The organism is Thermostichus sp. OS-CIW-29, assembly GCF_054058195.1.
The window spans coordinates 1-18,347 of sequence record NZ_JBSSAB010000017.1 but is presented as its reverse complement, the minus strand read 5'-3'; the positions used below and the strand labels follow the sequence as shown (position 1 = coordinate 18,347).

At 60.8% G+C, this 18,347-nt stretch carries 12 protein-coding genes; 6 read left to right on the top strand and 6 right to left on the bottom strand.

What is annotated here, in order from left to right; translation table 11 throughout:
* The first annotated feature begins 5 nt into the window (after window positions 1-5).
* Window positions 6-1,880, top strand: coding sequence for a mechanosensitive ion channel family protein (locus ACVWZJ_RS07630; protein ID WP_011433878.1), 1,875 nt, complete (start codon window positions 6-8; stop codon window positions 1,878-1,880).
* A gap of 96 nt (window positions 1,881-1,976) precedes the next feature.
* Here ACVWZJ_RS07630 and ACVWZJ_RS07625 read toward each other — a convergent pair whose 3' ends face one another.
* Both ACVWZJ_RS07625 and ACVWZJ_RS07620 read right to left on the bottom strand, forming a co-directional pair.
* Entirely contained in the window at window positions 1,977-2,216 is a 240-nt protein-coding gene (locus ACVWZJ_RS07625) for a DNA-directed RNA polymerase subunit omega (RefSeq protein ID WP_011433877.1), read from the bottom strand.
* 229 nt (window positions 2,217-2,445) lie between these two features.
* Window positions 2,446-3,129 carry a DUF2232 domain-containing protein gene (locus tag ACVWZJ_RS07620; RefSeq protein ID WP_011433876.1) on the bottom strand — a complete coding sequence of 228 codons (684 nt, stop codon included), beginning with the start codon at window positions 3,127-3,129 and terminating at the stop codon, window positions 2,446-2,448.
* 226 nt (window positions 3,130-3,355) lie between these two features.
* On the opposite strand from ACVWZJ_RS07620, the gene ACVWZJ_RS07615 reads away from it, so the two are divergent.
* The 3 genes from ACVWZJ_RS07615 (at window position 3,356) to ACVWZJ_RS07605 (ending at window position 7,449) form a co-directional block, all read left to right on the top strand.
* A complete protein-coding gene (locus ACVWZJ_RS07615) occupies window positions 3,356-4,366 on the top strand; it encodes an ArsJ-associated glyceraldehyde-3-phosphate dehydrogenase (RefSeq protein ID WP_011433875.1) in 1,011 nt (336 codons plus the stop codon).
* A gap of 25 nt (window positions 4,367-4,391) precedes the next feature.
* Window positions 4,392-5,678, top strand: a complete 1,287-nt coding sequence (gene arsJ / locus ACVWZJ_RS07610; protein ID WP_011433874.1) for an organoarsenical effux MFS transporter ArsJ — start codon at window positions 4,392-4,394, stop codon at window positions 5,676-5,678.
* 139 nt (window positions 5,679-5,817) lie between these two features.
* A complete protein-coding gene (locus ACVWZJ_RS07605; protein ID WP_011433873.1) occupies window positions 5,818-7,449 on the top strand; it encodes an alpha-D-glucose phosphate-specific phosphoglucomutase in 1,632 nt (543 codons plus the stop codon).
* Between the two features lie 44 nt (window positions 7,450-7,493).
* Here ACVWZJ_RS07605 and ACVWZJ_RS07600 read toward each other — a convergent pair whose 3' ends face one another.
* The 4 genes from ACVWZJ_RS07600 to menA form a co-directional block, all read right to left on the bottom strand.
* Entirely contained in the window at window positions 7,494-10,940 is a 3,447-nt protein-coding gene (locus tag ACVWZJ_RS07600) for a hypothetical protein (RefSeq protein ID WP_457395614.1), read from the bottom strand.
* Window positions 10,937-12,115, bottom strand: coding sequence for an LptF/LptG family permease (locus ACVWZJ_RS07595; RefSeq protein ID WP_457395611.1), 1,179 nt, complete (start codon window positions 12,113-12,115; stop codon window positions 10,937-10,939). The genes ACVWZJ_RS07600 and ACVWZJ_RS07595 overlap by 4 nt, the downstream gene beginning before the upstream one ends.
* A gap of 77 nt (window positions 12,116-12,192) precedes the next feature.
* Window positions 12,193-13,986 carry an LptA/OstA family protein gene (locus tag ACVWZJ_RS07590; RefSeq protein WP_457395608.1) on the bottom strand — a complete coding sequence of 598 codons (1,794 nt, stop codon included), beginning with the start codon at window positions 13,984-13,986 and terminating at the stop codon, window positions 12,193-12,195.
* 154 nt (window positions 13,987-14,140) lie between these two features.
* Window positions 14,141-15,082, bottom strand: coding sequence for a 2-carboxy-1,4-naphthoquinone phytyltransferase (gene menA / locus ACVWZJ_RS07585; protein ID WP_011433869.1), 942 nt, complete (start codon window positions 15,080-15,082; stop codon window positions 14,141-14,143).
* 271 nt (window positions 15,083-15,353) lie between these two features.
* Between menA and ACVWZJ_RS07580 the strand changes: the two genes are divergently transcribed.
* Window positions 15,354-17,000 carry an isochorismate synthase gene (locus tag ACVWZJ_RS07580; RefSeq protein ID WP_011433868.1) on the top strand — a complete coding sequence of 549 codons (1,647 nt, stop codon included), beginning with the start codon at window positions 15,354-15,356 and terminating at the stop codon, window positions 16,998-17,000.
* Window positions 17,001-17,116: 116 nt separating this feature from the next.
* Complete coding sequence (gene thrC / locus ACVWZJ_RS07575; protein ID WP_457384265.1) at window positions 17,117-18,229, top strand: threonine synthase; 1,113 nt, start codon at window positions 17,117-17,119, stop codon at window positions 18,227-18,229.
* Window positions 18,230-18,347 lie beyond the last annotated feature (118 nt).

The window sequence follows — 18,347 nt, the reverse complement described above, 5'->3', positions numbered from 1 at the left end:
GGCTCATGCTGCGAAGCTGCGAATGGTGCCCCGCACCGCTGACGGGAACGGTAGGCAGGCCGAAGCCGAGGAAAACGGGATCCCTGTTGTGGCCTCTCCTTTTCGGTGCATCTTTTGCCCTATCCCCCATAGGCGGGCCCGCATGGGGGCAGGAAACTGCTGAAAACAACGGCACCGCCCCCAACCTGCCTTTGCTCAACCGTTTGGATGCCCTAGAAGAGCTGCGGCAAGCGCTTAGCCTCCCCACCTCCTCTGTCCAGGCGGAGGCCGTGACGCTGGATGGGCGGCGTTTGTTCGTGGTTACCGCACCGCAGGGGGATCCCGGCAGCCTGCCTCCGGTGTTGCAGCGGGTGCGCTCCATTGAACAAACCCTGCACCAGTTGGCCAGCGCCGGATTCGATCCAGAGGCGCTGCAGGTTGAAGTCACCCTGGACGGCCAGACCAACCAGCCTGTTATCCGGGTGAATGGGCGACATTTGCTGACCATCACCTCCCTCGATGCTCAATTCCAGGGCGCCCAACCCATGGACTGGGCTGAGCAGGTAGCCGGCATTGTTGAGGAAGCGCTGCGCACTTCGCAACGGGAGCGGCAGCCTCAATTTTTGCGCCGCCAAGCGGTGATTGCCCTCGGCATCCTGGCTGTGGTAGGGAGCCTGAGCCAGCTCTGCCAGCGAAAACGGCGACGGCTGCAGCAAAAACGCGATGCCCTGCAGACGGAATACCAGGCCATCCAAGCAGAGGTACAGGAGCACCTAGCGGGGGAAGAGCAGTCGGGTGTGGATCCCGTCTTGGTCGAACAACAGGCCGGACGCAAACGGCAGGAATCCTACTTGGAGCTGCAAATTCGCCTGCTACGCCTGGTGCAAATTAGCCTGTGGGTGGGCGGAGTCGGGGTGAGCTTGGGCCTTTTCCCGCAAACGCGACCCCTGCAAAGGTTTTTCCTGGTTTCCCTGCGCGGCCCTCTGTTGCGGTTGGTAGGGGTGGGTCTGGCCACCTATGGCAGTGTCTGGCTGAGTGGACTGGTGCTGGATAACCTCTTTGCTGCCCTGCGCCAAGAGCAAAATGCCCCCACCTATCGCCTCAGCAAACGTCTCAGCACCTTTGCCAGCGTCTCTAAAGGAGTTGCAGCCACTACCTTGGTCTTGCTCGGATCCCTGGCTGGCCTGGCCTCGGTGGGGGTCAATATTGGCCCCTTAGTGGCCAGCCTAGGCTTTATTGGGCTGGGGATTTCCCTGGCTGCTCAGGATCTGATTAAGGACGTGATCAATGGGCTGTTGATTTTGATCGAAGATCAATTTGCCGAAGGGGATGTGATCGTGGTGGACGGGCGGGGCGGCCTCGTGGAACACATGGATCTGCGGCTAACCCAGTTGCGCAACACCGAAGGCAGCTTGATCTCCATTCCCAACAGTGCCATCCGGGTGGTGGAGAACCTCTCCAACGGCTGGTCACGGGTGGATCTGGGGATTGTGATCGCCTATGAAAACGATCTGGAACAGGCAATACGCATCACCGAGCAGGTGGCTCTGCAGATGTACCGGGAGCCAGCTTGGCGGGAAAAAATCCTCGAGCCCCCCGAAATGCACGGTGTCGATGATCTGGGGGAGCGGGGGATCACGTTGCGCATTTGGATCAAGGTGCAGCCCCTGCAGCAGTGGAGGGTGGCGCGGGAATACCGCCGTCGCCTCAAGCACGCCTTCGATCAAGCAGGGATCCAGATTCCTTTCCCACAGCAGACCCTCTGGTTCCACAGCCCCTTGGAGATGCGCATCCAGGGTCTCAGCCCAGAGGAGACCCACCGCCTGCTGCACCTGATGGAATCGCGGCTCGAGGCTCGCCTGCGGGAAAGGGATCCCGTTGCAAACGACTTGACAAATTGACAAAATAGGCGGCTGCCGAAAGCTTCTACCCTTAGCCGCTCAGCCGGCTAGCAGTTTCAACAGGGCGGTCGCGCCAGCAGGCCGCAAGTCTAGTGACTACTCATCGCCGATGATTTCCGGCTCAGTCAGTTCATCCGACATTTCGATGACGGCGCGGCGGATCGGCTTCATCCAGCCATCTTCTATATCATCCGGATCCTCGTAGCGGCGGCGCTTGGCGCGGTTGGCCACCTGTACCGTGATGCGATAGCGATTTTTGGAAGCGTTGATCAGAGCCTCTACCCGACGCATCAGCTCGTCATTGTCAATAGCCAGTTGATTCTTGCGGGAAGCCATAATCGCAGTCTTAAATCGCCACCAGGATCCCAACGAGACTCCGTCCCGCTAACGCGAAAGGACTCCGTCCCGCTACCGCGATCCTAGCAGAGAACCTTCCAGTTCTTGCATTCCTGTAGCGTTGCATGGCAATAGGGTGGGACTTTTGCCAAGAACTCATTTGTCAAGATTTGTCAAGAACTCATTTGTAGAGCAGCTTGCTCTGCTCTTGTACAACTCACAGGGGCTGCTAATCCAGCAAAAACTGTACCCACTTCGGCGGGGGTGGCAGCGGGCAACGAAAGTGCTCCATCACCAGGGCGGCCACCAAATGCACCGTGAATACGTAGATGAGGGAATTGAAGGCAATAAATCCCACCACCACCACCTGAACCATCCAGGGTTCTGCCACCCAGTAGACGCCCCATCGGCTGAGGGACACATCCAGGAGCCAGTTGGTTAGGCCGGTAAGTTGAATGGTTACGTAGATCCAGAGGTTTTCCCCCACCAGTAGGGAGGAAAGCACCAACTGAAAGATCAAGCCCAGGGCGCTGAGCACAGCCCCGCTCACCACCGAGACGTACCAGGAAAGACGCTGCTGCCACAGGCGGGCACACCAATAGCCCAGCAGACCATAGGGAATGACATAGAGAATGCTGCGCGTGGGCCCTATCAGCACCGTCAGCAACAGGCCGGAGACCACCAGGGCCATTGCCCCTGTGCGGGGATCCCAGCGCATCACCGCCAGCGCCACCGGAATGGGGAAAAACAGACGTATAAAGGGGGCCAGCGGCGTGTAGCTCAGGATCCAGATCAAGGCCGCGGTACTGGCCAAAAAAGCCGTTTCCACCACCCTCAAAGCCGGAGAACGGGGAGGTGGGGGGGGTAAGGGAGGAAAGTCATCCTGCACAGAAGGCTGAGGCGGCGGGGGCACATCCAGAAAAGCACAACTTTTCCCAGCTTAGGCCACCGGTTGCCGGGCTGGGCGCAATTGTTGCTTGGAGGTGTGGATTTGGACTGCAAACCGACCCCCATCGGCCAGTCTCTCCTGACCCTACCCATCAACTTGTCTTGAAACGACTAGGGCGTCCTGATAAAGTTGAGGCGGGATTTGCCCTGAGAGAGCGGGATCCCTTCTGGACAAGTCTAGGGTCAATGCTATGGCAGTGCGGGTGGGCATCAACGGTTTTGGCCGCATCGGACGGCTGGTGTTGCGGGCTGCTTGGGGCTGGGAAGAGCTGGAATTCGCCCACATCAACGAGATCAAAGGGGGAGCTGCGACGGCGGCCCACCTGTTGAAGTTTGACTCGGTGCAGGGCCGCTGGGCTATCGACATTGAGGGATCCGATAACCGGCTGCGCATTCAGGACAAAACCCTCACCTTTAGCGAACACAAGTCTCCTGGTGAAGTGCCCTGGGCAGAGTTGGGGATCGAGCTAGTGCTGGAATGCTCGGGCAAATTTGTCAAGGCAGCGGAGCTGGATGCCTACTTCAAAGCGGGGGTGCGCAAGGTGATTGTGGCTGCCCCTGTCAAGGACGAAGAGGCCCTCAACATTGTTATGGGCGTCAACGATCACCTGTACGACCCGGCCCGGCACCATTTGCTGACGGCGGCTTCCTGCACCACCAACTGCCTGGCTCCTTTGGTGAAGGTCATCCACGAGGGGATCGGCATTGTTCACGGGGTGATCACCACCATCCATGACGTTACCAATACCCAAACCATGGTGGATGCCCCCCACAAAGACCTGCGGCGGGCCCGCTCCGCTCTGCTGTCTCTGGTGCCCACCACCACCGGCTCGGCTACGGCCATTGGTCTGATTTACCCCGAACTCAACGGCAAATTAAACGGCATTGCGGTGCGTGTTCCTCTCTTGAACGCTTCCCTGACCGATGCGGTGTTCGAAGTCAGGCGGCCCACCACCGTGGAAGAAGTCAATCACCTCTTAAAAACGGCAGCCGAGGGCGAACTCAAGGGGATCCTCGGCTACGAGGAGCTGCCCCTGGTCTCGGTGGATTTCAAAGGGGATCCCCGTTCCAGCATTGTGGATGCGCCCTCGACGATGGTGGTGGATGGCGCCCAGGTGAAGATCCTGGCCTGGTACGACAACGAATGGGGCTATGCCAACCGCATGGCGGAACTGGCCCGCAAAGTGGCCCGCAGTCTATAGAAACATCTCCCTTGGAGACCTGCCCATGACTTCTGTTTCGACAGCTCAAGCCTCTGCGGTTCGCAACTACGCCCTGGTTACAGCGGCCTATTGGGGGTTCACCATCACCGATGGCGCCATCCGCATGTTGGTGCTGCTGCACTTCCACAAGTTGGGCTTTACCCCGATCCAAATTGCCATGCTGTTTCTCTTCTACGAGATCTTCGGGGTGATCACCAACTTCCTGGGCGGCTGGATTGGATCCCTGTTTGGCCTGCGGCTGACCCTGTATGGGGGCATTGCCATCCAGATCTTCGGTTTGGTGATGCTGGGGGTGATCAACCTGCAGTGGCCGGTCTGGAGTCAGGTGGCCTACGTGATGACCGCCCAAGCTCTGGCCGGGATCGCCAAAGATCTCACCAAGATGAGCTCCAAAAGCGCCATCCGCCTGGTGGTGCCCAAAGAAGCGGAATCCCGCCTGTTTCGTTGGGTGGCTATGCTCACCGGATCCAAAAACGCCCTCAAGGGGGTGGGGTTCTTTGTGGGAGCGGCCCTGCTGCAGATCTTCACCGAAATCTACGGGGATCCCATGGGCTTCCGCATGGCCAACTTTGTCCAGGCGGGGGCGTTGGCTTTGATCTTCTGTTCGGGGGCGCTGCTGCCGGCAGACATGGGCAAAATCAAGGCCAAGATCCCCTTCAAGCGGCTGTTTTCCAAGAGCAGAGAGATCAACATCCTCTCGGCAGCTCGCTTTTTCCTGTTTGGGTCGCGGGATGTGTGGTTTGTGGTGGCCCTGCCGGTGTTTCTCTACGACGAGCTGGGCTGGACTTTTATGCAGGTGGGCAGTTACATGGCCATCTGGGTGATTGGCTATGGGTTCATTCAGTTTGTAGCGCCGCAACTGCTGGGTGGGGGTCGCCCTGGCCGTGCTCCCAAGGCCCGCACCATCCAGATTTGGACCTTCGTGCTGACGGCGGTGCCGGCGATCATTGCCACAGCCTTCATGGCCGGGCTGGCACCGGAGCTGGTGATCACCGGCGGCTTGATCCTGTTCGGGATCGTCTTTGCCTTCAATTCGGCAGTGCATTCCTACCTGGTGCTGGCCTACACGGAAGACGACGACGTAGCCCTCAATGTGGGCTTTTATTACATGGCTAATTCCGGCGGGCGGCTGTTGGGGACGGTAACTTCTGGGATCCTCTTCCAGTTCTACGGATTGGAGGGCTGTCTTTGGTTTTCCACCCTCTTGATCTTGGCGGCGGGGCTGTTCTCGTTGAAATTGCCGGATCCCAGCAAAACCCCGGTGGAGTGGGTGGTTAAGCCAGGGGATTGAAGATGGAGGGCTACCAGCGGAGATCGATGCATCCATTCAACCCATCCACAAATGGGTGGAGGGGAAAGAACTCTGCTCAGCACAAACGAGAGGCCCAACGATGAGATAGTAGAGGAGCAAGCAGCTTTTCCGGCAGCCTATGAGCCTGCGCATTGTTCCCACGACGCCCTTCCCTGGCCAGAGACCCGGCACCTCTGGCCTGCGCAAGCCGGTATCGGTGTTTCAGCAGCCCCACTACCTGGAAAACTTCGTCCAATCCATTTTTGATGTCCTAGAGGGATCCGCCGGCCAAACCCTGGTGGTGGGGGGGGATGGCCGCTACTACAACCGCGAGGCCATTCAGATCCTGCTCAAGATGGCGGCGGCCAACGGCATCGGGCGAGTCCTGGTGGGCCAAGGAGGGATCCTCTCCACGCCGGCGGTTTCCTGTCTCATCCGCAAGTACGGCGCCTACGGGGGGATCATCTTCTCTGCCAGCCACAACCCCGGCGGCCCCCAGGGGGATTTCGGCATCAAGTACAACATCGGCAACGGTGGCCCTGCCCCGGAGAAGGTGACCGAGGCCATTTACGCCCGCACCCAGCAGATCCGGGAGTACCGCATCCTGGAAGCTCCCGATGTCGATCTGGATCGCTTGGGCGAGCAACGGCTGGAATCCCTGACGGTGTCCGTCATCGACCCGGTGGCCGATTACTTGGGCCTGATGCAGCGTCTGTTCGATTTCGAGGCCATCCGCGACTACCTGGCTTCCGGGATCCGCATTGCCTTCGACGCCATGCACGCCGTCACCGGCCCCTATGCCCACGCCATTTTGCAGGGATCCCTGGGAGCACCAGAGGGCAGTGTGCTCAACGGGCAGCCCCTGCCGGATTTTGGCGGCGGACACCCGGATCCCAACCTGGTGCATGCCCGCTCGTTGGTGGAACTGTTGTTTCGGGAAGATGGGCCGGACTTTGGGGCCGCTTCCGATGGGGATGGGGATCGCAACCTGATCCTGGGCCGCCAATTTTACGTGACCCCCAGCGACAGCTTGGCAGTGCTGGCAGCCAATGCCCACCGGGTACCCGGCTACCGAGAAGGGCTGGCGGGAATTGCCCGCTCCATGCCCACCAGCCAGGCAGCAGATCGGGTGGCGGCCAAGCTGGGGATCCCTTGCTATGAGACCCCCACCGGCTGGAAATTCTTCGGCAACCTGCTGGATGCGGGCAAAGTTACCCTCTGCGGGGAAGAGAGCTTCGGCACCGGATCTCACCACATCCGGGAAAAAGACGGGCTCTGGGCCGTCCTGTTTTGGCTGAACATTTTGGCCGTTCGACGGCAGCCGGTGCGGCAGATCGTGGAAGAGCACTGGCGCACCTATGGGCGCAACGTCTACTCCCGTCACGACTACGAGGGACTGCCGGTGGAGGTGGCCGAGGCGCTGATGGAAGACTTGCGACGCTCCCTGCCTGGGTGGGTGGGCCAGCGCTTGGGATCCCACACAGTGGCTTATGCCGATGACTTCAGCTACACCGATCCCGTGGACGGCAGCACCACCAGCCACCAAGGGATCCGCATCGGCTTTGAGGATGGATCCCGCATCATCTACCGGCTTTCGGGAACCGGCACCCACGGAGCCACCCTGCGGGTGTACCTGGAGCGATTGGAGCTGGATCCCGCCCGGCATGGCCTGGATCCCCAAGTGGCCTTGGCCGAACAGATTCAACTGGCCGATCACCTTGCCCAGATTCGCGCCCGCACCGGTCGGCAGCAGCCAGACGTCATCACCTAGCCCGTCGCAACAGTGGACAGGGAGCCTTCCCAGGGAAGCGGGGATCAGGGCCTGAGGCCATCCCAGCCGGTCGCGTCGGCGTCGCGGAGCAGAAAGGTGCCGATAGGGGAGGTGATGGGAGAGGTCAGTTGAAAATCTCCCCGCTCTTGGGTGAGGCCCACCGGGCGACTGGGGAAAGCCACCAGGATCCCTTCCAGGCGCAGCGACTCGGCTACCGGATCGTAGGCCAGGCGCAGCTCAAAATCCCGCAGGTCGCGGCGAACTTCCACCCGGCGGATCCCTGCTTCCGTCAGGCCCAAGCGCAGCCGCCAGTGATTTTGCCATCGCGTGCCGAGGGTGGCATCCAGCTCCAGGCCATAGGTAGAGATCTGGCCCAACCGGGGATCGTAAACCGCCTGCAGCGCATAGCTGATCCCCGGCTCATACACATCCAGGCCGGAGCGTTGATCCCGGTTAAATGTGGTGCTGCTGCGCCCCCGATACTCCAGACGAACGGGTTGGAGCTGTCCCTGGTTCAGGTCGTAGGCCGTCTGCAACTGAATGTTGAACAGATCAGGGGCGGTGCTCCAGGTGAAGTTGGCGTTGAGGGTATCCCACTTCTGGGTGATGAAGTCGTAGCCAAGGCTGGTGTCCAGGCGCACCAGGTTTTTCACCTCTGCCTGCAGCTCCTGCAAGTTGCGGGAGGCAATCGCTGCCAAATCCTCCGGGGTATCGTCGGGGAAGGTCAGGGCTATCGGCAGCTCGCCGGGCAGGTCATCTTCAAAGGCAATGTAGCCTGGGGGCACATCGGGTAGGGGATCGCGGGGCGTAAAGAAGCTGATGTTGGCATTGATGCGATCCACATCTTTAGGGCTGGTGGAGAGGGTTTGGAAGGGCACAGAATTGTTGCCGTAGAAGGTGCGGCTGTAGCGCAGGTCGATGGTATTCCAGTCGGCAGGTCTGAGGCTGAGGCGAGGGTTGAGGCTGACGGTAGACTCCTGGTCAGGAGTGGAGTAGAGGACTTGGGTGTAATCGATAGAACCCGGCATGAAGGTGATCCAGGGAGCCGGTTGAATATCGTTGAACTGGAGGCTGGAGCGCAGCTCGTAGCGATTGAAAAAGTGGAGACCTGCCCCCACCTCTTGATCCGGCTGTTGCTCTTGAGTCAGGGTGAGGGCGCTGCTGAGGGCAATATCGGGCGTGATGCGAATGAGGTCGGGGTTAAAGGCCAGCTCGAAGTTGCGACGCGGCTCGTTGTCGCCATTGGAACTGCTGTAGGCACGGTAGGCCAGGCGATAGGTACCTCCCCAACCGGGTGGGGTCAGTTGAGTGCCCAGCGTCAACCGCGCATCGGCAAAGTCGGGGCCATCTTTGACGCTCACCCGCTGGTTGTAGTCCAAGCGCAGATCCGATTGCAGCCAATGCACGCCCCCGTAGCGCTGAGTGTGGCTGAGGGTGAGGGGGAAGCTGTAGATGCCCCGCTCCTGGGATCCGGTGCGGCTGATGTTGAGGGTGGTGGTGGAGAGATCCCCCTGAAAGGTGGCGTTGAGGCGCAGATCGGCGTTGTCGTTGCGTCCGCCGGCAGGACGGTAGGTGTTGTCCAGGTTGAGGTTGAGCTGCCCCCGCAGTTGGCCTTCCTGCCCAAAGAGGTTGGCAGCGTAAAAGTCGAAGTTGTGGTCGATGCGGAAACGGCTGGAGAAGCGCTGTTGGTCGGCTTCGGTAACCAAGTAAAACTGGGCTCGCCCGTAGTTGACGCTGTCCGGGATGGGCAGGATGTAGTCATGCAAGAAACCAATGCCCACCCCTTTTTTCTGGATGGCATCCAGCCGCAGGCCGCCGAAGTTGTATTCGTCGAAGCGGTAGGCCCAACTGGATTTGACAAACACCCCCTCTGTCTCGCTGCGCCCCGGCAGCACCCATTGGTGATCCCGCAGGCTGTAGATGAACAGGGGGAAATAGGCGATCTGAAGGCCCGCCCGCAGATCCCCTGCTTCTGTCAGCTCGCCGCCGGCAAACACGCGGGCGTCGTAGACGATCACCCGGTCATCGGGAAACACCTCCACCCGATCCCCTTGCACGTAGTGGGTGATGGGTGGCTCTGGCGAGGTGGTGACGGTGGCTTTCTCGAAAAAGATCTGATCCCCCAAAATGGCGGTGGTCTCTTGGCTGCGCACAAAAACCTTGGTGCCCGGCTCCTCCCCCGGCAGAATGACCAGCGAGCTCTCAAATTGGGCGGTGCGACCGGGGATATCCAGATCCAAATTTCGCCCTTCGATTTGCCGGATCCCCCGCCCTTGGGGGCCAGGGGGCTGCTCCATGCGAAAAGGGCCCTCGCTGCGCAGGCGTCGCTCCCGCCGATAAAACAGCAGCCGGTCGCCGGTGATGCGGGTGCCGTCAGCCAGTTGGATCAAGGCGTTCCCCTCGGCAATGCCCAGGTCTTGTTCGGCGATGTAGCTGAGCACATCCCCACTCACGTTGATTTGATCCGGGTCAAGGGGAATTTGCCGCTGCGCGGTGGCCGAGAGTTGCTGGCGAATCTGGGATCCCTGGCTAACGTTCCCTGTCGCCGAGACGGCATCTGCCCCGGTGCCCAGATCCCGCAAAAGGGGGAACTGCTCCAGCAGTTGAGGAGCCAGGGGTGAGCCCGCGGTGGGGATAAAGGCTTCCGTTCCCCTTGGAGGGGATCCCGTCAGCCCCGACCCAGGGGTGGCCTCTGCCAACAGGACACCGCCCAAATCCAAGCTCCCACCGGCTTGGGAGATCAGGGGAGGAATGGTCTTGGGGGAAGCTGGGATCCGATTTAACCTTGCCTCTGAACCGGCTCCACCTTGCAGTTGGGCCGTAGCCCGGTTTTCGCCATTGGATTCCGATCGCGTTAGCGGGACGGAGTCCTTGGTGGGGCGCAGCCAGGGTTGCTCTTCCACCTGCAGGGCTTCAGCCTGAGAAGTCATGGGCTGGGAAAGCCGAAGGGAGTTCAGGCTGGGAACTGCCGCGGTGGGCGTCGCCGGTGAAGGGGGTTGGGGAGAAGGTGTTGCCTGGGCCTGCTGCGCCTGTCGCCGAGCATGGGCTGCTGCCCCTTCGGCCAACAGCCGTTGTAGCCGCTGTCGGTTCAGTTCTTCTGGCGTGAGGGGCTTTTCAGGAGAGTTGGCAAGGGGAGGGGATCCAAAGTCTGAAACCGGGGCCGTAGGGGGTGGGGTTGCCGCAGTCAAGGCTGTAGCAGGCAGAGAAGATTGCGCCTCGGCCAAGGTGATGGGCTCTTCATCGGCGGCAGCCATCGGTTCTGGGCTGGAAGCCCGGCGGGCCAGTTGCAGGCGCTGAGCAAGTGTTTGCGCTGACCGAAAGCGCTGGTAGCCCTCCAGAGAGAACTCCGTCCCGCCAACGCCAGCGGTGGGCGGGGGATCCAACTGGGCGAAGACGGCCTCCCCCGTCCCCAACCACAGGGAGCCGCCCCAGCAAAGGGCCAACCACTTTGCCCAAGGGCTGAAGCCATGGGGGAAGTTGCAGGATTTCACCGTAAAAACCGCCACAGTAAAGAGAAGCCCACCCCACCGAAAATCATATTCGGCAACCAGGCAGCCAGCCAGGGATCGATGTGCTCCACTCGACCCATCGCTCGTCCCAGGCTCATCAGTACATAGTAAATAAACACCAGAACAATCGCTAGCGCCACGCCGCCGTAGCGCCCCGTTTGCCGCACCGTTTGCAGGCCCAAGGGGGCAGCCACCAAGATGGCGAAAAAGCTGGCCAAAGGAATGGCGAACTTGAGGTGGTATTCCGTCAGGCAGCGAGCCACATCGGCAGAAGGGCGTTGCTCCGCTCGATATCGCTGGCACTGCTCCCACAGCTCGCCCGCCCGTTGCTCTTGGGGCACCTTTTCCGCGTACACCAGGCCCACCAGTTTGTTGACGATGTTGAGCTGCATTTCTTCCACCTGGCCTTCATAGTAGGTGCGCCCCTGCTCGTCATAACGGCGGATCACCACATCTCGCAGTTGCCACGATTGGCCCACCTGCTGCGCGGTTTGAGCGGAGATCACCTGCGGATAGCGCAGGTGGCCGGTCTCAGCTTTGCGATCCAGGATCAACAAATCCTGCATCAAGCCGGTCTTCGGGTCAATCGATCCGACATGAAACCAGAGATCATCATCCACCCGCACGATCTCTTCTGGATTAAACAAAAGAGCATCTTGAGCCAAGATGAGGTTCTTGTTCAGGATTTTCACCTTTTGGTTGGTTTCCGGCACAATCACTTCATTGGTCAACAGCGCCAAGCCGCTGATCAGCAGGCCAATACAGAGCACGGGGATAAACACTTTGCGGTAAGGGATCCCGGCAGCACGCAGGGCGGTAATCTCGCTGTCGGCTCCCATTTTGCCTAGGGTGAGCAAGGTGGCAAAGAGGCCGGCAATGGGAAAGGTGACCACCAAAATGGCAGGCAAATTGAGGATGAGAATATGCAAAATGGTCAGGGGAGGGGCGCCCTTTTTCACCAGCAGATCGGTGTAGATAAACAGCTGGTTGCCCAGCATCATCACCGTGCCCCCGGCCACCCCCAGAAAGAAGGGGCGGATCATCTCTTTGAAGAGATAAAACTCCAAAAAGGCAGCTCCCAATCTCAGGGATCCCCAAAAGCTGCCCGCTTGAGCAGGGGTTCTGCGCAGTTTACCCTCGGCGAGTGGAGCCGTCATGACATCACCTCGGATCACAACCTCAGCCAAACCTGGACGATCAAAAACCACAGATGGCTCCCCGAGGGGGGATCCCATCAGAGGGCGTCGGTGATGCGAAACTGAAACATGCCCTGCTGTTGCCCGTCCCCTTCGACGGTGTATTCATCTTGTTTTATGTTCAGGGTAACCAGCTTGCCACTGAGGCGATTGGCGCCCCGGCACATCTGATCCAGCGCGTTGCGGCCCGGCAGAGCTTGGGTGCTCTCCCCGGGAAGGCGGCCGACCTCTCCCCGATCGCAGAGCACCACAGGAGCCTGTTCGGCGCTGATTTTGAAAATTTGTTCTCGGTCAAAGTAATCGGCGCGATCCCCTTCGATGGCGCGGTTGGCCTGCACAATAACCACATTGCCAAAGAAGCGGGCATCGCCGCTGGCTTGGTCGATCTCCACCCGGTCGGCGTAGATCACCGTCGGCTGATCCACATCCGCCTGGGTCTCTGAGTTTTGCAAGCGCCGCGCCAGCCAGTCCCCTTCGATCTGCTCGATCACCACCTCTCCCCGCAGCTCCACTTTCTCAGGGGTGATGGTGGCCTGGTTGGCCTTGGCCCTGCGCCCCCGCTGGATGAACTCGACGGCATCGCTAAACTCGGAAGTGCCGGTGCGGGAGTTGTAAACCAGGCGGGCAGCCCGCACTTCGGTTTCGGCTTGGCGCAGCTCCTCTGTCAGGGATCCCTCGCTGGGCGCCGGAGTGGAGGTAGCCATCTGCCGGTAGAGGACGTTGTCTTCAAAGAGGAAGATCTTGTCGCGGTGGTTGCCCTCCAGGCGGGCGGAGGTGAGCACCCGTCCGGGCTCTTCCAGGGTGACCCCTCCGGTCAACAAACTTTGGGATTCGCGGCGGCGGTAGGTGCCCTGGGCCGACCGGATGATGGTTTCCCCCTGCTGGATCTCCAGGTTGCCTTCCCCTTGGGCAATTTGCGTGTTGCGGTCGTACGTGAGGCGGTCGGCAATGATGGTGACTTCTTGATCCTGTTGGTCTGGGGTCGCCTCCGGGCCGGGAGAGGCCTGGGCCAAGCGCAGATCCGCCAACAAGGGATCCCGGCTGCTGTCGCCGGCCACCTCCTGTAACACCACACCGCCGGAGAGAATGCTTTGGGCCTGCTGGCGCAGGTAGGTGCCTTGGGGAGCGCGAATCTCGATGCCGCGTTCGCGAATGCGCAGGTTCCCTTTCCCCTCGGCCACCTGGTTGGTGCGGTCGTAGGTGATCTGGTCGGCGGTGATGGTGGTGGAGGTGGGTGCCGAGCCGTTTGGGGGCAACACTATCAGCTTGCCCTGCTCGGCCCTGAGAAGGGCAAATTGAAAGTTAAACGAGCCAGAGCGGCCCTGCAACACCATTTCCCGGCCTTTGAGGGTGAACTCCGCGGCCACCTCGATGCGTTCTTCGGGGGTGACTCTCAGGGCGCTGGTCAAGAGCAGGCTGCCGTCGTCGCTCCTCACCTCCACCTCGCCATCCAAATACAGCTCGTCGGCGGTGGCATTGTAGCGGGCTCGCTTGGCCCGCCAAGTCATCTGCTCGCTGCTATCAAAAAAGGGATCCGGCACCCCTTTTTGCCGGTCAGCACCTTCTCCGTAGAAGTAGCCGTGTGCCCCCTGTTCAAATACCTGTTGCCCAGCTGCCAGATCCACCTGCTCGGCAATCAACCGCCAACGCTGATGGCCTCCCCGACGACCCAAGATGTCTACCCTGCGGCTGACCGAGAGGGGCTGATCGGGGGAAGGAGACTCCACCTTCACTTCCTCGATGTCGATCGACAAGGCCCAGCCCACCAAAGCAGCCAAGATGCTGCTCCCCAACAGCGCCACTCCCAGGTTGGAATTGAAGAATCGCCCCATCCTATTCTTGCTGCCGCCTCACCTCGACCCGAACTGACCACTCCCCTTGGAGCCAACGCTCTGAGCTAGCACTCTAGGCTGTAGCTTATCCCATTTTGCCGGCTGCACCGGGGGGATCCCGCGCACACCTAGCCTTAAGCCGACTTTTCAGCCTTCAGCCATAGCGGCTGAGGATGAACCCTAGCCCCAGAAACAGCCCCAGCCAAAAATGGAGACTGACGGCGATGAACTTGGAGTGGCTAATCCGCTGCGGCTGATCGTGATAGGTACCCAGCAGGCGGGAAAGCCGCACTGCAAACGGGATCCCCGCCAAACTCAGCAGTGTCCAAGCCGGAAAGATCCCCAGCCCCACAAACAGCAGCATCAGGCCAAAAAGGCTGCCGCAGAGCCAGGGGATGAGGCGGGCCGAGCGCAAGGTTCCCAGGCGGGCCACCGGCGAGCGCTTGCCACAGGCTAAGTCATCCTGCACTTGATGGAAATGGGAACAAAACAAAATCAAGCTGGTCGCCATTCCCACCACCAGTGAGGCCGCTAACCCCGGCAGCGACCAAGTCTGGCTTTGGCTGTAGTGGGCAGCCGAGACCGCCAGCGGCCCAAAGCTGAAAAAGCAGAGGATCTCCCCCAGGCCCTGGTAGCCCAGGCGCAGGGGCGGCCCTTGGTAGGCATAGCCCAGCCCACAGGCCACCAGCACCAACAGCAGCACCGTCGGATCCCATTGCCGCCAGCTCAGCCACAGGATCCCCAGCAGACCCAGGGCCAAAAAGGCATTCCCCACCCAAAACACCTGCCCCGGCTTGCCCGTCAGGTTGACCAGCGAGTGGAGTTTGTTTTTGTCCACCCCTGTCTGGGCATCGAACACGTCGTTGCTGAGGTTGACCCAGGCCAAGATGCAGATGGCAGCTCCCCAAAACACCCCCAAAACCCCCAAGTCCAGCACCCCTGACTGGGCGTAGGCAATGGCGGATCCCACCCAGATGGGCATGATCGCCACACTGTACATGGGGGGCTTGAGGGCAGCCATCCACAATTGCCGGCGAGAGCGGTTGCTCCATGCGGCCTCTGCTGCTGGCTGCACTTGGCTGACATCTGGATGCATGCGAATTCTCCTTGGGGAGCAAGCCTGCTCTGGGGCCTGTCTCTGGATCTGTCTACAACCATCTGCTCTGTAGGGTAGAGCGCCTGAGAAAGCATCCCCCAGGATGCTAAGAAACTTTGCAGTCCGTGAAGAAGCTCCTCAGATCTGGCCCCCAGAAGCTCAGGCTGCCGGCCCTTCTCCTAATCTCTTATCCTAAAGTCATCTTCTGCCGGTCTCCATCGACGGGTGTCCTGTTTTCGGCCAAGGTGGGATCGTCTTCTTTTTCTTGCGCATGACCTCTTCTCTTTCCCCTTGGAATGCCCACGGTACGCTTGAGTGCCTGGAGTGGCCGAGAGCATGGCCGCCGACTCGCACTTCTACCTGGACGGACGAGGCGAGGGATCGGCGCCACTGGGATCCCTTCCTAGCCGCCTGCCAACAGATGGCGCGGGCGCGGGGCGTGCCCCAAATCCTCAGCTTGTCGCAGCCCATCCCAGAGCTGGATCCGCTGGCGGTGCTGGCCCAGAGGCTGGGTTCGCTCCCCACGAACCGATTCCCGAGCTACTGTTATTTCTCCCACAAGGCCCACGGGGAAAGGGTGCGGGTGTTGGGATGGGGATCCCTGCGGCAGGTTGATCTCGCGGGAGAAGGGGGCTTGCGGGCGGCACGGAGCTTTGTAGAAGAGCTGCAGCCCCACGTCCATGCCGCTTGCATTGGCAGAACGGAGCCCTCGGAAGTGGGAAGATTCCCAGACAGCCGGCAGGAACGCCCTCTGTGTTTCTGTCGCCTCAGTTTCAGCCCCAGGAGTGATGGGGGGGCGGCGCTGGTGCTGCCGCGCTGGCAACTGTTGCAGGTACCAGGCTCCTGGAGATCTCTGGCGGTGGCGCGGCTCAATCTGGAAATCGACCCCGAGAGCGACCTAGCGGCTTTGGCCGGGCAGATCACCGCCTTTTTTGCCCAAATGGAGCGCCTTTCTCGATCCCCCTTGCCCTCGTGGGAATTGCAAGCTCCTGTGCCAGTGAACTTGGAGGAAGCCCCCCTCTTGGCGCGCATCCAAAAAGCCCTGCAGGTGATTCAGGCGGGATCCCTGGAGAAAGTGGTGCTGGCCGAAGCCGTGGATCTGCACTTGCCTGTCCCGCCGTCAATCCCGTCCCTGCTGGCCTACCTGGAAAAAGATCATCCCGATTGCAGCATCTTTGCCTTTGCCGCTGGCGTCAGCGGGCCGAAGTCCTTGGAGGCAGATGCTCGGGGGAATTTGCCGGCCAGGCCTCTCCCCCTGGTCCAAGAGGGGGCCTTTCCCCAGGTTTTCTTGGGGGCCACCCCGGAGCGCTTGCTTTCCGTGTGGCAAGGCCGGGTGCAGATCGATGCCTTAGCCGGCTCCGCCGCCCGCGGCGCCACCCCTGTCCAGGATCGCCAGTTGGCCGAGGAGCTGCTCCGCAGCCCCAAAGACCGCCGCGAACACCAGTGGGTGGTGCGCTCGATCCAGGAGGCTCTGGGTCGGTTGGGGATGGATCCCTGCATTTCCCCGCAACCGCGGCTGCTCCGTCTAGCCAACATCCAGCATCTGCAAACCTTGATCGAGGCGGAGCTCCCCGCCGATGTACATCTGTTCGATCTGCTGGCCCAGCTCCACCCGACGGCAGCGGTGGGAGGGTATCCCCAACAGGCGGCGCTGCAGTGGCTAGAGCGGTTGGAACCCTTTGATCGCTCCAGCTATGCCGCTCCCTTGGGCTGGGTAGACTTACAGGGCAATGGCGAGTTTGTGGTGGGGATCCGCTCCGCCCTAATTCGGGGGAATTGGGCCCGCTTGTATGCCGGTGCCGGGATTGTGGCTGACTCCAACCCAGAGCAAGAGCTGGCCGAGATTCGTCTGAAGTTGCGCTCTCTGGTGCAGGCTCTGGCCTTGCGACCTGCAGCTCCTCTGCTCCCCAGCTTCTGAAGAGAGGGGATCAGGAAGATGTTTCTGCCGCCGCTGCGGGAGGTGGATACGAACCCCTCCACGAACAGCTACAGTGAGAAAGCTGGTCTTTGATTAGCCTCGGTGTCCTCTGCGGCATGGCGACCCTGAATCCCACCCATCCCCCTCGTATAGCCGGATCCCGCGCGCAAGTGGGGCTTTGGCCCGGCCTGATCCAGCACTATCGGGAATGGCTCCCCGTCAGCGCCAGCACACCTGTGGTCACGCTACATGAGGGCAACACGCCTCTGGTGCCTTCCCCGGCTTTGAGCCAACGGCTGGGGCGAGACTGTCAAGTTTACCTGAAGTTGGAGGGCCTCAACCCCACCGGTAGTTTCAAGGATCGGGGTATGACGATGGCCGTGTCCAAGGCCAAAGAGGCAGGGGCAGAGGCGATCATCTGCGCCAGCACCGGCAACACCTCGGCGGCGGCTGCTGCCTTTGCGGCCAAAGGAGGTCTGCGGGCCTATGTGCTGATCCCCGATGGCTACGTGGCCAAAGGCAAACTGGCCCAAACCCTGATGTACGGGGCGGAGATCATCGCCGTTCAAGGCAACTTCGACCAAGCGCTGGCTATGGTGCGGCAGCTGGCGGAAACCTACCCGGTGGCCCTGGTGAACTCGGTCAACCGCTTCCGCTTGGAAGGGCAGAAAACCGCCGCCTTCGAGGTGGTGGATGCTTTGGGGGATGCCCCCGATTGGCTCTGTATTCCGGTGGGCAACGCGGGCAACATCACGGCTTATTGGATGGGGTTTTGCCAGTACCGCCAGCAGGGCAAGGCTACCCGTCGCCCTCGTCTCTACGGCTTCGAGGCTGCCGGTGCTGCCCCCATGGTGTTGAACCGGGTGGTGGAACACCCAGAGACGGTGGCCACGGCCATTCGCATCGGCAATCCTGCCAGTTGGGTGAAGGCCAAGGCGGCAGTGCAGGTGAGCGGCGGTCAGGTGGATAGCGTCACCGACGAGGAGATTCTGGCAGCCTATCGTCTCCTGGCATCCGAAGAAGGGATCTTTTGCGAGCCGGCCAGCGCGGCCTCGGTGGCAGGATTGCTGAAATGGCGAGAGCAGGTGCCTGCTGGAGCACAGGTGGTGTGCGTGCTGACGGGCAATGGCCTTAAGGATCCGGACACGGCCAGCCACCAGGGATCCGCTCCTATCCACACCGGCGTTGTCCCTGAGCTGTCCGCTGTTGCTCGTCTGATGGGTTTCTAGCAGAAACCGCCCGCTGGTTAGGGTCAGCTAGAAATCGCAGGAGCCCCGCACTGTACCCGTAGGGTCAGTGTCGGGAGGAATGCGGAAGTTACGATAGAACCATGACCCAAGTCCTGAC